This is a genomic window from Yoonia sp. D2-7, assembly GCF_055809435.1.
Genome location: NZ_CM147912.1, coordinates 251279 through 265725, shown reverse-complemented (window position 1 = coordinate 265725; position 14447 = coordinate 251279). Strand labels below are relative to the sequence as shown.

The following is a 14447-nucleotide window of genomic DNA, read 5'->3' as shown; positions in this document are numbered from 1 at the left end:
GGAGGGCGGGGCCCTCCAGCCCATCAATAGGCAGGTGCCATCACAGGGCTTTCAGGCACATCACTCGCAATCGCAGGGATCGTCAGCAGCGACAGGAATGCGGCCCCTGCTCTTGCAGAACCGATCATCCGCGTCACAAACCCGCCAACGCCGCCCGCACGTTTGCCTGCTGCGATTTGCACATTTGCATCCTGCATCTTGTTCAGCTGCTTTTCCCAACGCGGGTGCTCGATATCGAGCACCATCGGGAACACCTGACGCGAAATGTCCGATGTTTTGCGGAACACTTCTTGGCCATACCATTTGGGATCAACGCCCAGCGCCTTATGGAATTCTGGCCGCTGGTGGTCACGCACCCACATCGTCGAAAACACGGCTGTCAGGAAGAACTTGATCCACAGTTTATTGACGCGGCTTTCAGTCAGCGCAGGGTCCGTTTTCAACAGCAAGGCAAACGCTTCCCCGTGGGAAAATTCGTCGTTGCACCATTCGCGGAACCATTTGAAAATCGGGTGAAACCGCATTTCCGGATACTTCTCAAGGTGGCGGTAGATCGTGATGTAACGCGCATACCCAATCTTTTCAGATAGATAAGTCGCGTAATAGATGAACTTTGGCCGGAAGTAGGTGTACTTCTTCGCTTGCGTCAAAAAGCCAAGGTTCACCGCAATGCCGGCCTCGCGCAGCGCATCATTGATGAAACCTGCATGTCTTGCCTCGTCACGGGCCATCAATTGAAACAGTTCTGTGATATCTTTATTCGACCCGCGCCGCTTCATTTCCTTGTACAGCACGCAGCCCGAAAATTCGGCTGTACAGCTTGAGATCAAGAAGTCGATGAATTCGGCCTTCAGCTTTGGTTCCATCCCGTCCCAGTCGACGGCGTCCCAATCTTCGTTTTTCTTGAAATGACCCCGGTTCGGATCTGATTTCATCTGGGCGATCAGGGTGTCCCAATCCGCGCGAACAGGCGTGACATCAATCGCGTCCATTTCCGCAAAATCGGTTGTGTAGAACCGCGGCGTCAGCAGCGTATTGGACATGGCCACTTGCGTCGCTTCTTCGTTGGTTAGTGGCGGAAGTGCCTCTTGCGCGGCGATGGCGTCTTCGGCGGTCAGGGCCTCGGATGAATGAATATTCATGACATCACCTCTTCGCTAAAGGAAAATTCGCACAATTCCATAAATTCGAAATCGCCAGTGGCACGCGTCCAAATTTGTTCGATACGGCTCGCCCGCGTGATCACCGCAGTACGGTCTTCTTCAACCAGCTCACCGAAGGCTGCCATGATTTCAGGCCCCTGAACCTGCACCGTGTCGCCCGGATGAACGACAGCGCCGTTGTTAAATTTGACGTGCGCGGAAAGTTCTTCGAACCGGTGGCTGATCGTCACCGTGCAAGGTGCCGTTTCGCGTGTTCTGAAAAGTAGTCCCATCTGTGTGTTCCCTTTCACATATGCTGCGACAGGATGGCTAATCCGTCGCAAGTGGTGGTTTCGTTCACTTCAGTAAATTCGCAAATGCCGCGACATTGTCGGTGCCGTAACCGATCAGATCGATGACCATTCCCGTGGACGGATCGACGATCCCAACATGCCCGTTAGTGCGGCGGACAACTTGGATCGGCGCATCTATTGCCACGGCTTGCAGCGCGCGTTCGCGTTCAATCACGCGGCCCATCACGCCCAAGAACCCGGCCTTGTCGTCCGATGACGCTGCAATCACTGCTCCGGTATCGTCGCGCACCGTATATTTTCCAGTCCGGTCGCCGACCAAGGTGACAGTGCGTTCCTGCACAACAGGCGCTTCAATCAGCACGCCCGTGTCCGGCACGTCAGCCCATTGGGCGTAACCGACCATTGCACAGCTTCCGACCATCAGAGCAAACATCGCTTGAACAAGAATGCGCGGCACCATTTCCTTTTCGGGACGCCGATTGGGGTGGTCTAGACTGGTCATGACTTTACTCCGCTGCAACGGCTGCGCCGCCGTTTGGTTCGACACGCGTGATCTGCGGCTGGCTGATCCGTGTTTCGGCAGCTTCTGCAAATATCTCGGCCACTTTGGCGGCATGCGGAATACAGCGTAGTGCCGGTTGCGTGCGGTTGATGTGCCATGGCCGGACATGCGGCCAGGTCATCAGGTACGACAGCCGTGTTTCACCGATCAGTTCAAAGGCAAGCGTGCCCGTGCCCGCGGGTTTTGTGTCAAGCTTGGCCGTCCCGATCCATGTATAGGGCAAGTTCAACGTCATGGTCAGCGCAGCGCCGATCCGCATGCCAACCCGCTTGTTGGTGAGTGTATATACGGTGGATTTCGCCTGCATATAAGCAATGCCGTAGATGATCGCGCAGGCAATCCCGCCGATAATCACAAAGGGGATGCCGTGTGCCATCGATTGGGTCAGTGAAACTTGGGTGGATGACACCCCGATTCGCCACACAGCCAGCAGAACGAAATACCCCATGACCCATCGGATACCCCATGCTTCGCGGGCCAATGCACGCGGATTGGGGGCACCTTGCCACAAGATATGTTCATCTTCGGGCAATTCTTCGGGCAGACCCCTTACGGGTTCAAACTGAAAGTCGTCATGGGTCATCACAGCATCCCTCTGTGGATTAGATCACGGGGGGACCGGCGGCGAACCGGACCCCAAATACGTTAGTGTTTTGGGTTGGCGTACATCGCGCCTCCACCGAACCAAGCCATCACCTTTTCTTCTTCAAGCAAAGTGATCTGCTCGGTGGATTTCGCTTGCGGAATTCCGGTCCAATTGTGGGCATGCAGTGATTGGACCATCACGTGATCCGGCTTGATCCGCGCCATGTTCATCGGGATCAACCTGTGCTGACCGGACCCTTCCGGGTTCAAGTCAACAGTCAGGTAACGCACCATCTGTTCAGGCACATCGATCCACATATCCACGATGCGGCCAATCACTTCGCCATCTCCACCCATCACAGGCAAACACCGCGGATCGCGACCAGCGGACACCTTGAAATCTGCCAATGACGTCATCGGCTTGATCTTGACGTGACCGTGGGCGTCCAGTTCTGGGTGATCACTGCGGGCAGCCCAGCTTGCTGGACCAACACCGTCAACCATCGGATCACCTGTTGGGACCATTGGGGAACCCGCAGACACCGACGACTGGGCCAATGGTAAATCAGTACGCTCTGGGTTTTGCCCAGACGGCACCGTCAATTCACCGCGACCATCACGCAATGCAAACGTCTTATCGGCAGGTGTTGGAAAAATCCCCGGGCCGGACGACAGCGTTCCGTCATCATCAATCAACGGATACCCTTCGCGCATATTCTCGGTTTGCAGATAATAAACGAGGCCCGCAAAGAAGATCCAGAAACCCCAAATCGCAAGGCTCGCCAGATCGAAATTACCAAGGAATGTTGTACCAACCATGATGTGGTCCTTTCGGTGGTCAGGTCGGGAACTCAGCAAGACCGGTTCTTGTCTGAGCCCCATGTGTAATCGCCTTGACCCGCACAAGCGGACCCAGAACAATCAACGTGATGAAAAGAAGGCCAATTTCGGTGTGATAGACGACCGAATAGCCGGTGGCTGGCGTGGCGAGCGCCTCTGACAACATGCCGGTTCCAGCGGCATGGTTCACGAGGTCACGCAATGTGCCCCCGATAAATATCGACAACCCGGCGCCCGTGGCCTGCGCGGCCCCCCAAGCACCCAGCGCAAGACCTCGTCCGGCTGTTCCAGTGGTTTTCATAGTCATCGCGGCCGTCAGCGTGGCGACGCCAAACAACCCGCTTCCAAATCCGATCAATGCGGATCCAACGTAGAACAATACAGACGACCCAAGCGGTGCCGCAAAGATCACGGCAGCAAAGGCGGCAATGCCAACCAATATGCCGCGCCCACACATCCGGTAGGGGTCCATTGCACGGGCCAACCACTTTGCGGCCGTCCCGAACCCTAACAAAGCGCCACCTGCCCAAGTGGCCGTTAGCAATGTCGTGGCCGATACAGAAAGGCCAAGAATTTCGCCGCCATAAGGTTCAAGCAGCACGTCCTGCATGTTGAAGGCCATTGTCCCGATAAACACGACCGCCAACAGACGGCCCGCGTCACCACCGCTTGCGAAGTCGGACCAAGCCGCTTTGAACGTTGGCCCTTCGGCGGCGCGTTCAGCCTTCGTCATCGGGGCTACGTTTTCCTGTTTCCACAACGCAATGAGGTTCAGCAGCAGGGTGACAACAGCGGTCCCCTGCACCACTTGCACAAGGCGTAAAGCACTATAATCGCGCAACAAAGCCCCAATAATAATCGCCGCGAAGGCCATCCCGATCAGATGCATCACGTATAACAGGGCCACGACCTTTGGACGGGTGTCCTCGGTGGCGCGATCCGCGGAAAGTGCTAGCCCCGCAGTTTGCGTCATGTGCATCCCGATGCCCGTCAGCAGGAATGCAAGTGCGGCACCAACATAGCCCGCCCACGAAATATCAATCGCCCGGTCACCTGACAAAACCAGCAAAGCCATCGGCATAATCGCCAAACCACCGAACTGCCACATCGTCCCAAACCACAGGTATGGAATGCGTTTCCAACCAATCGCAGACCGATAATTATCGGATTTAAACCCAACCAAGGCACGGAACGGGGCCACCAAAACCGGAATAGCAATCATCGCGGCAACCAGCATCGCGCCGATGCCGAGCTCAACAATCATGACACGATTCAACGTGCCTAAAAGCATCACAGCGGCCATCCCCACGGACACCTGAAACAATGACAGACGTAGCAACTGGCCAAGCGGCAAATCATCAGACACCGCGTCGCCAAACGGCAAAAGGCGGGTCGACAAGGATTGCAGGGATTTGGCCTTGAAGATCACACAGCACCTCCCTCGAAAACCAATGCGGTCGAGATGTAGAAGCTTGATTTGATGCGTTCGATTTCAGTGACACGGCCTTGCGTGTTCTGCTGGCGTAGCGCCTTTTCAACAGCACGACCATTTTGCGGTACCATTTGTGGGGACCGATCAGCGCGCGGAAACAGCTTTCCAGCCCCGAACATCGCCATCAACAACGGGGTGCGCGGCGGCAACGTGAAGACGAATTTACCCGATACACGGGGGCCAATTGCGGCCAGCTGGCGGGCAACATCTGGACTGGTGTAGTAGATCATCGAATCCATCGCGATCACATGATCGAAATGACCCAACCCGGCATCAAACATATCGCCGGACCGCCAATCAATCGTACCCTTCAACGTGCGTGGGGCACGATCTTGGCCGATTTTCACAAGCGCGGGTGAAATATCAATCGCAACAACATCGGCACCACGGTTCGCCAATTCGACGGCTGCTGCACCCGTCCCGCATCCGGCGTCCAACACACGGCACTCCGACAGGTCCTGCGGCAACTGATCCAACATCAATCGACGCATACGGTCACGGCCCGCACGTACCGTCGCACGAATACCAGACACCGGCGCATCCGACGTCAACCGTTCCCAAACCTTAGTCGCAGAGCGGTCGAAGTAATCTTCAACGCGGTCACGTGTGGCGGTGTAATCCATCAATCAAAACCCAACAGTTCAAAAATCTCGCGATCCGGCAATGGAGCCGGTGCCAAAGGTTCCGTGCCATTCCAAAGCGTCTCTGCCAGCCGGATGTATTCCTTGCGGACCAACACAATTTCCTCGTCGTCCGGCATTTCGAACAACGTTTTCTTTTTCAGGCGGCTGCGCCGGATCGCATCAAGGTCCGGCATGTGGGCAATGCGGTTAAACCCAACGGTTTTGCAGTAGCGGTCGACCTCGTCCGTTTCGCGGCTACGGTTCGCAACACAGCCTGCCAACCGGACTTTGTAATTTGCCGATTTCGCCTGCACCGCGGCAATAATCCGGTTCATGGCGTAGATGCTGTCAAAGTCGTTGGCTGTAACGATCAATGCACGGTCAGCATGCTGCAAAGGGGCGGCAAAGCCACCACAAACAACGTCACCCAAAACGTCGAAAATCACGACATCCGTCTCTTCGAGCATGTGGTGCTGTTTCAGCAATTTGACCGTCTGGCCAACGACATAGCCACCACAGCCAGTGCCCGCAGGCGGGCCACCTGCTTCAACGCATTTCACACCATTGAACCCGTCAAAGACGAAATCCTCGGGGCGCAATTCCTCTGAATGGAAATCAACGTCCTTCAGGATATCAATGACCGTCGGCACCAGCGTGCCGGTTAAGGTGAACGTACTGTCATGCTTAGGATCACACCCAATCTGCAATACTCGCTTGCCTAGCATCGAAAAGGCCGCTGACAGGTTCGACGACGTGGTCGATTTCCCGATCCCGCCTTTGCCATAAACCGAAAACACCTTCGCGCCCTCGATCTTCGCATTTTCATCTTGATGGACTTGAACAGACCCTTCGCCATCCAATCCGCGTATGTTGGGTACTTCGTCACGTGGGCTCATGCAGAGCCTCCTTCCGTTTTCATCTGTCCAAAACAACGCACCATCCGGGATGGTGGGAGGGGCGATGCTTTGCAAAAGCGAGCGTCTCTCATCATTCTGCAGCAACTCCTTCCATGTGATCTTCAATCTCGTCCGCCGCATTCTGCAGAGCGGCCAAGGTCGCGTCGTCAGGGGCCCAATAGGCGCGGTCCGATGCTTCCAGCAGTCGGTTCGCCATGCGCATTGACGCCTGCGGGTTCATCTCTGCCAAGCGCGCGCGCATGCCTTCGTCCAACACAAATGTCTCGGACAACCGTTGATACACCCATGGCTCGACCGCGCCGGTTGTGGCCGACCAGCCAACGGTGTTCGTGATATGCGCCTCGATCTGGCGCACGCCCTCATGGCCGTGCTTCAACAAACCTTCGTAGAATTTCGGATTCAACGAACGTGCACGCGTTTCAAGCGACACCTGATCTTGCAAGGTGCGCACCTTTGCGGCCCCACGCGTTTGATCCCCGATATAGACCGCTGGCGCATCGCCACCTTTGGCGCGCTTCACAGCGCGGGCAATGCCACCCAGCGTGTCGAAGTAATGATCAACCGACGTCACGCCCAACTCAACGCTTTCCAAATTCTGGTAGGCGAGATCGACGTCTTTCAGGGCTTTCTGCAACAATGCTGGGTTCTGTGACGCCTTGCCATCAACACCGTATGCAAATGATTTCCGCGCCTCATAGGCATCTGCCAGTTCATCCTCATCACCAAAGGCAGAACTATCGATCAACTGATTCACATTGGACCCATATGCGCCTTCTGCGTTGGAAAAGACCCGCAGCGCTGCGTCCTCTAACGTGCAACCCATCTCTTCGGCATAGGCAAGCGCATGGGCGCGGATGAAGTTCATCTCAACCGGTTCATCTGCTTGCGCTGCTTTCAACGCAGCTTCGGCCAGCATCCGTGTTTGCAGCGGCAGGAGATCACGGAAAATCCCAGACAACGTCATCACAACGTCGATGCGTGGCCGCCCAAGTTTGGCCAATGGAATCAAATCAGCGCCGGACAATCGCCCAAAATTGTCGAACCGAGGAATCGCTCCCATCAACGCTAAGGCTTGCGCGATTGGGACACCGTCAGATTTGATATTGTCCGACCCCCACAACACCATCGCGACAGTGCGCGGCATGCAGTCAGGGGTCGCAAGCAATAGATCCGCCTGTTTATGGCCGTCAGTCATCGCAAAGGTGGTTGGCATGCGGAACGGATCAAACGCGTGAATGTTGCGGCCCGTCGGGACAATCTCGGGCGACCGGATCAGATCACCACCCGCAACTGGCGGTATGAAATGTGCGGACAAGGCCCGCATCAACGCTGGCAGTTCATGATCCTCGCGCAACAGATCAACCGGCGCGTCCAGCCCCATTAACGCTGCCATATCGTGCAATGCTGCCGCCGTCATCGGCTGACCAACAACATGTAACCCGTCAGGGATCAGCGACCCTTCTGTTTCCAGAACTTTCAGCCAAAGCCCATCCAGATCACGCGCATTCAAGTCCACCGCGTTGGCTTGATCCCGAATAAGCTTTTCCAAATCACCCTTCGCCGCATCGTTCGGCGACATCCCGCGCCAGCGCGTCAGGCTCTCTTTCAGATCTACGAACCCCTTATACAGACCCGCCTGCGCCAAAGGTGGCGTCAAATGGCTGATCGTGATCGCGTTCGCACGCCGTTTTGCCAGTGATGCTTCAGACGGATTGTTGGCCGCGTAAAGGTAGATGTTGGGCATCTCACCGATCAACCGATCCGGCCAATCCTGCGCCCCAAGGCCCGCCTGTTTGCCCGGCATAAATTCAAGCGCGCCGTGCATACCGAAATGCAGCAAGGCATCCGCTGCGAACGTATCGCGCAGCCACTGATAGAATTGTACAAACGCATGTGTTGGTGCAAATCCGCGTTCAAACAACAGACGCATCGGATCGCCTTCGTATCCAAATGCGGGCTGCACGCCGATAAAGACGTTGCCAAGCTGCGCCCCTAGTATGAATACGCCACGCCCGTCGGATTGATGTTTTCCGGGGACAGGACCCCAAGCCGCTTCGACTTCGCTCAAATGCGTCGTGTTCGCGACCATCGTATCGGCATCAACATAGGCCCCGACATTGGCGTCCTGCCCGTATTGTGCGGCATTGCCCTGCAAGATTAGCGCCCGCAATGCGTCCACATCACCTGGCACATCAAGCGTATAACCCTCCCGCTTCATCTGCGTCAGTGTATTGAAAAGGCTCTCGAAAACACTGAGGTAGGCAGCCGTGCCAACAGCACCAGCATTTGGCGGGAAGCCGAACAGAACAACGCCAACTTTCTTGTCCGCGTTCGCCTTACGCCGCAACAATGCCAGCCGTTTTGTCTTTTCGACAAGCGTTGTAATCCGTTCAAAACACGGCGCCATCGCCTTGTGGGTAGAAGTCGCCTGACACATTTGCGCACAGCCCTGACAGCCACCGCTACCATGCCGCCCTGCAAAGACGGTCGGGTTCGTCGCGCCATCGATTTCCGGCAAAGCAACCAACATGGTCGTCTCAATCGGACCAAGCCCCTGCGGACTATCAGCCCATTGACCCAGTGTCTGAAATTCGAGTGGTTGCGCCGCGACATAGGGCACGTCCAGCGATTTTAGCAGGGCAACTGCTGCATCACTGTCGTTATATGCAGGCCCACCGACCAGCGAAAATCCAGTCAGCGACACCATCGCATCGACACGACCTTGGAAGTAAGCTTCAATCGCGGGCGTCCCGTCTAATCCGCCAGCAAAAGCAGGGATCACTTGGATATTTTGTGCCGAAAAGCCGCGGATAACAGCGTCATAGTGCGCCTTGTCCGACGACAGAATATAGGACCGCAGCATCAACAACCCGACTGTCGCAATTGGATCGTTGATCTGTGGAAGTTCGTCAAAATCAGTGACGATATGCGGTTCGGCCAGATCAGGGTGATAAAGACCGACCTCGGGATATTCGATCGGCGGATTTGCCTTCACTGGTGCCCAAGATTGTCCAACTGCATAGCGCGATACCAACATCCGGATCATCTGTTCGATATTCGCGTCAGATCCGCCCAACCAGTATTGCATCGACAAGAACCAGTTCCGCAGATCTTGGCTCTTGCCGGGGATCAGCCGCAAAATTTTGGGCAGGCGGCGCAGCGTTTTCATCTGCGACTTACCAGATTTCGCCTCTTTCGATTGGGACGGCCGCAGCTTTTTCAGCAATGCCATCGCGCCGCTGGCGGGCTTGGACATGTCCAGATCGCCCATCTTCGTCAGTTTCACGATGTCACTGTCGGCAATCACATTGATCATCGCATCACACGCATCGCGCCGCGCCAAAAGGTCGGGCAAAATGGCCGTCGTATGATCCTCAAGAAACAACAGGTTCGCGACGATAATGTTAGCCTGTGCAATCGACTGTTTCGCATCAGCCAAAGCGGCGGGGTTTTCACCCCATTCGGCAGCCGCATGCACTGCAATCTCTAGCCCCGGAAAATCGGCAACCAGCCGGTCGCGAACCCGCGTTGCAGGACCTGCTGTGTGACTATCCAGCGTGACAATCACAAAACGGAACGGATCAGGGGGACCACTATCGCGCATAATGAGCCTTCGCTTCGTACAGCGTATCCAATGAAATTTCAGCCAAACCCCGTTGTGCCGCGAACGCTTCGGTATTGCGCCGCGCTTTACCGCGCACAAAAAACGGGATCTTTTTCAGTTCGCGTTCAGCGTCGGACAGCCAAATCACGTTATCCGCGCCGGGAGCTTGCACGTCCGGGTGTTGGATTTCTGCAGTGGCTTCTTGCGCGGGCAACGGGCTATGTCCGCCGTGGTGGGATGGACCAGCCGCATCGTGGAATTCAAAATCATCGCGGAACATTGTCAGCAGATGTTCTTCCAGCCCCATCACAAGCGGATGGATAAGTGTGTCGAAGATAACATTCGCGCCCTCAAACCCGACCTGCGGCGAATATCGCGCAGGGAAATCCTGAACATGAACAGGGGCGGAAATAACGGCGCAAGGAATGCCAAGCCGTTTGCCGATATGCCGTTCCATTTGCGTGCCAAGGATCATTTCGGGGGCCGCATCTTGGATCGCATCCTCAACCGCGAGATAATCGTCTGTGATCAACGCGGTCAGACCATGTTCTTGGGCTAATGCTCTGATCGGCCGCGCCATTTCGCGGTTGTAGCAACCGATGCCCACGACCTCAAAACCCATTTCATCCTGCACGATGCGTGCATGCGCCGCAACATGCGTGCCATCACCAAAAATGAACACGCGTTTGCCGGTTAGGTATGTCGAATCGACGGATTTAGACCACCATGGCATGCGCAACCGGCTTTCATCGGCGCGGCACGGCAGTCCCGTGATTGCGGCGACCTCTGCGATGAAATCGCGCGTGGCTCCGACGCCAATCGGGACAGTTTTGGTGTAGGGCTGATCGTGATTTTTCTCGAGCCAGCGGCAGGCAGACTCGCCCGTCTCTGGTGTCAGAAGGACGTTGAAATGGGCGGCAGGCAAAGCAGCTATATCTGTGGGCGTTGCGCCGTATGGAGCTACGACATTCACGGAAATGCCGATGTCTTCCAATAGGCCGGTGATTTCTTCAATGTCATCGCGAGCCCGAAACCCAAGCGCGGTTGGCCCCAGAATATTGCAGGTCACGTGCCTTGTCCGTTCAGCCGGACGCGTCAGGTTTTTGACGATCTGGTAGAATGTTTCATCCGCACCGAAGTTTTCTTTGCGGGAATAGCTGGGCAATTCCAAAGGGATGACAGGGATCGTAAGACCCATAGTTTCAGCCAATCCCGCAGGATCGTCTTGAATCAATTCTGCTGTACAAGACGCCCCCACGATGATCGCTTCGGGCTTGAACCGATCGACCGCATCTTGGGCCGCCGCTTTGAAAAGCGACGCTGTGTCCGACCCCAAATCACGCGCTTGGAACGTCGTATAGGTCACTGGCGGGCGATGATTGCGCCGCTCGATCATGGTGAACAACAGGTCGGCGTAGGTATCACCCTGCGGTGCATGCAGAACGTAGTGCAGCCCCTTCATACAGGTTGCAACGCGCATCGCGCCGACATGCGTGGGGCCCTCATATGTCCAAACCGTCAACTTCATTCCGCAGCCTCTAGGTTCAGCACGAATTTGCGACGCAGCGGGCGCGAAAACAGGCCCGCCAAATCACCCGCTTGTTCGTAGAAATGGACAGGCGTGAAGACCAATTCGATCGCCCATTTTGTGGACAGTCCTTCCGCCTCTAGCGGATTCGCAAGGCCAAGCCCGCAGACCGTCAGATCAGGGCGCGCAGCACGTGCCCGCGCTAGCTGTTTGTCGACGTCCTGGCCTTCGGAAATTTGTGGTCCTGCAGGTAACAAGTCCAAATCGGGACCGTGCAGGGCGTCGTGAATATAGGGCGAACCGACTTCTATCGCGGTCATCCCGCATTCACGGGTCAAAAACCGCGCCAATGGAATTTCCAATTGGCTATCCGGAAAGAAGAATAAGGATTTGCCGTTCAAGACGTCCGCAGCTTGGCTAATTGCCTTGCGCGCCCGCGCACGTGGCGCTGCAGTGACCTGATCAAACAGGTCTTCAGATACCCCAAATTCAATAGCAATTGCACGCAGCCAAGCAGTTGTGCCCTCATCCCCGAACGGGAAAGGTGCCGCGATATGCCGTGCGCCGCGCCGTTCCAATGCTGCGTGAGTATCGCCCAGAAACGGCTGGGTCAGGGCAAACACAGTGTTTTCGCCAATTGCTGTCGTGTCATCAATACGCCGCGCAGGAAGCAGGCGCACGTTGTCGATCCCAAGTTTGCTGAGCAGATCAATCATTTGATCTTCGACAACATCAGGCAAAGCACCCACAACAAGAAGATCACGCGCGGTTGTGTCTTTTAGAATCGGCACCATCGCGGCAAGACAGGCATCTTCGCCCTGCGTGAATGTGGTCTCGATTCCCGAACCAGAGTAATTCAGCACACGCACATGCGGCGCGTGAACTTGGGTCAGACGTTCGGCTGCACGGGCCAGATCAATCTTGATGACCTCAGATGGGCAGGAGCCGACAAGGAACAATTGTCGAATATCGGGGCGACGCGCCAATAGACGGGCAACTTCGCGATCAATCTCTGTATGCGCGTCGGCCATACCAGCCAAATCGGTCTCTTCTAGAATCGCTGTTCCGAATCGTGGTTCCGCAAAGATCATTACGCCCGCCGCCGATTGCAGAAGATGCGCACAGGTCCGCGACCCAACGACTAAAAAGAAGGCATCCTGCATTTTCCGGTGCAGCCAGATGATTCCCGTCAGACCGCAGAACACTTCACGTTGCCCGCGTTCCTTCAGAACTGGAGCGGTACGGCATCCACCGTTGGATGGAGTTAGCGGCAGGTTCATGCGACCACCTCTGCGGTCAAACGCGCCAAGCGCAGTTTCCAGACGAATTGGGCGGCGTTCACGACATAGGTGGCGTAGGCGGCGAGCGCGATCCACATCAAGGTCATTGGGGCAAAAGCGCCAGAGATCAGCGCAAAGACGTAGAGCAAATGCAGGGCGATAACGGCAAAGCTAAATACGTCTTCCCAAAAGAATGCAGGTGCGAAAAGGTACTGATCGAACACGACTTTTTCCCAAATCGCGCCAGTCACCATGATCAATAGAAGGATGCCGGTTTTCAGAATGATCGATGCCGTTGCGGCTTCGTACCCCGTTCCAGTCCCGAGATAGCGCAACACCAAGCCAAACGAGACGAGAAAGACCAGAAACTGAAGCGGCGCTAAAACGCCCTGCACGAGCGTCCAACGTGTCGCGTCGCGACGTGCTTTTTGGTCCGGTGTATACAAGGGCGTCACAGATTTCTTCGCGCCCCGGAAGGCCGCCGACTGTCTGCTATTCTGACCGATACTTTGGACGCTCATGTAAACTTTTCCTGACGCTTGCATGTGTCATGCTAGGTCCCAAAGCTGCAAAGTGTCAACTTTAAGTTACACATCGTGATGGAAATATTAGCGCTTACAATATGAGCATCCTATCAAATTTCGCCCTATATATTATAAAGATAGGGCAATTTTTGCAAAACCGAGTTAGAAAAAGTGTCAATTATCTTTGACAATTCGTCAACTTGCGCAGACACTGCATGTCACTTCTTGCAATCCCACTGAATGATCCTTTCCGAAACGGCACAAAGGTGCGCAGATGACTCAATCATCAACAACAAAAGCGCCTCGGGGTTTGCGGATTGGCGCGTCTGAAACGAAAGCACAGCTTGCAAACGCAAACCCCGCTTTGAACGCAGACATCCTTTTGTCGCTTTACGATGCTGCGCTGTCGTCCGGCCGCGAAGACTGCAAGTTGACCGTTGCGCAAGCCGCCAGCGCCGGAATTGCGCAGATGACTTTGGCCGATCACTACATTCCTGCGGTTGCCAAGGTTTTGGGCGATCACTGGTGCAGCGACATTCTTGGATTTGCCAGTGTGACCATTGGGGTGGCCCGCCTACAGGCATTGCTACGCGAACTCGGCCCGGAATGGTCCGCAGATTCGACGGCGCCCGCGAATGCACCCGGCGTCTTGTTGATCACCCCACGGCACGCTGCCCACACACTTGGGGCGGCAGTTATTGCAGGGCAACTCCGCCGTAACGGGTATTCAGTCAGGATGGCATTTGATGCCGACCGGCAATCTGTTGCCAGTTTGATGGATCGCATTGCTTTTGACGCCATATTCATTTCGGCTGCGCGGTCTGAAAGCCTTGATAAATTGCGTCGTTTGATAGAGTTTGTACGGACGTTAACTTTTCACCGTTTGCCGATTGCGATTGGCGGGTCGGTTTTAGAGACATCAGCCGATGTTGCGGCCCTGACCGGGGCGGACATCATGACATCAAATATCGATGAGGCGATCACATTTTGCGGCCTAAAAGAACAGCCGTCCCAAAATACCGCCAGGACCTAGACC

13 protein-coding genes are annotated in these 14447 nt (G+C 55.6%); 1 reads left to right on the top strand and 12 read right to left on the bottom strand.

Annotation, left to right across the window (positions count from 1 at the left end; all coding sequences use genetic code 11):
* Nucleotides 1–23: 23 nt before the first annotated feature.
* From acsF to bchF, 12 genes are all read right to left on the bottom strand, one after another.
* Nucleotides 24–1142, bottom strand: coding sequence for a magnesium-protoporphyrin IX monomethyl ester (oxidative) cyclase (gene acsF, locus AC0L7R_RS01135; protein WP_473658396.1), 1119 nt, complete (start codon nt 1140–1142; stop codon nt 24–26).
* Nucleotides 1139–1435, bottom strand: a complete 297-nt coding sequence (locus AC0L7R_RS01130; RefSeq protein ID WP_247127949.1) for a hypothetical protein — start codon at nt 1433–1435, stop codon at nt 1139–1141. The genes acsF and AC0L7R_RS01130 overlap by 4 nt, the downstream gene beginning before the upstream one ends.
* Nucleotides 1436–1499: 64 nt before the next feature.
* Complete coding sequence (gene puhC / locus AC0L7R_RS01125; RefSeq protein ID WP_348107434.1) at nt 1500–1958, bottom strand: photosynthetic complex assembly protein PuhC; 459 nt, start codon at nt 1956–1958, stop codon at nt 1500–1502.
* Between the two features lie 4 nt (nt 1959–1962).
* Nucleotides 1963–2601: a photosynthetic complex putative assembly protein PuhB gene (gene puhB, locus AC0L7R_RS01120; RefSeq protein ID WP_348107433.1), complete on the bottom strand. Its 639-nt coding sequence runs from the start codon at nt 2599–2601 to the stop codon at nt 1963–1965.
* Nucleotides 2602–2663: 62 nt separating this feature from the next.
* A complete protein-coding gene (gene puhA / locus AC0L7R_RS01115; protein ID WP_473658394.1) occupies nt 2664–3422 on the bottom strand; it encodes a photosynthetic reaction center subunit H in 759 nt (252 codons plus the stop codon).
* A 19-nt stretch (nt 3423–3441) separates the two neighbouring features.
* On the bottom strand, nt 3442–4872 hold the full coding sequence (locus AC0L7R_RS01110; protein WP_473658393.1) for an MFS transporter: 1431 nt from the start codon (nt 4870–4872) through the stop codon (nt 3442–3444).
* Nucleotides 4869–5558: a magnesium protoporphyrin IX methyltransferase gene (bchM, locus tag AC0L7R_RS01105; RefSeq protein ID WP_473658392.1), complete on the bottom strand. Its 690-nt coding sequence runs from the start codon at nt 5556–5558 to the stop codon at nt 4869–4871. Before bchM ends, AC0L7R_RS01110 begins: the two co-directional genes overlap by 4 nt.
* On the bottom strand, nt 5558–6454 hold the full coding sequence (gene bchL, locus AC0L7R_RS01100) for a ferredoxin:protochlorophyllide reductase (ATP-dependent) iron-sulfur ATP-binding protein (RefSeq protein WP_473658391.1): 897 nt from the start codon (nt 6452–6454) through the stop codon (nt 5558–5560). Before bchL ends, bchM begins: the two co-directional genes overlap by 1 nt.
* A gap of 91 nt (nt 6455–6545) precedes the next feature.
* The gene (locus AC0L7R_RS01095) at nt 6546–10079 is read right to left on the bottom strand and encodes a magnesium chelatase subunit H (RefSeq protein ID WP_473658390.1); all 3534 of its coding nucleotides are present in this window, start codon (nt 10077–10079) and stop codon (nt 6546–6548) included.
* The gene (gene bchB, locus AC0L7R_RS01090) at nt 10069–11607 is read right to left on the bottom strand and encodes a ferredoxin:protochlorophyllide reductase (ATP-dependent) subunit B (protein WP_473658388.1); all 1539 of its coding nucleotides are present in this window, start codon (nt 11605–11607) and stop codon (nt 10069–10071) included. The genes AC0L7R_RS01095 and bchB overlap by 11 nt, the downstream gene beginning before the upstream one ends.
* Nucleotides 11604–12887, bottom strand: a complete 1284-nt coding sequence (locus AC0L7R_RS01085) for a ferredoxin:protochlorophyllide reductase (ATP-dependent) subunit N (RefSeq protein ID WP_473658387.1) — start codon at nt 12885–12887, stop codon at nt 11604–11606. The genes bchB and AC0L7R_RS01085 overlap by 4 nt, the downstream gene beginning before the upstream one ends.
* Nucleotides 12884–13408 (bottom strand): 2-vinyl bacteriochlorophyllide hydratase, encoded by a 525-nt coding sequence (bchF, locus tag AC0L7R_RS01080; protein ID WP_473658386.1) that lies wholly within the window; start codon nt 13406–13408, stop codon nt 12884–12886. The genes AC0L7R_RS01085 and bchF overlap by 4 nt, the downstream gene beginning before the upstream one ends.
* Before the next feature lie 277 nt (nt 13409–13685).
* On the opposite strand from bchF, the gene AC0L7R_RS01075 reads away from it, so the two are divergent.
* Nucleotides 13686–14444 carry a cobalamin-dependent protein gene (locus AC0L7R_RS01075; RefSeq protein ID WP_473658385.1) on the top strand — a complete coding sequence of 253 codons (759 nt, stop codon included), beginning with the start codon at nt 13686–13688 and terminating at the stop codon, nt 14442–14444.
* Nucleotides 14445–14447: the final 3 nt, after the last annotated feature.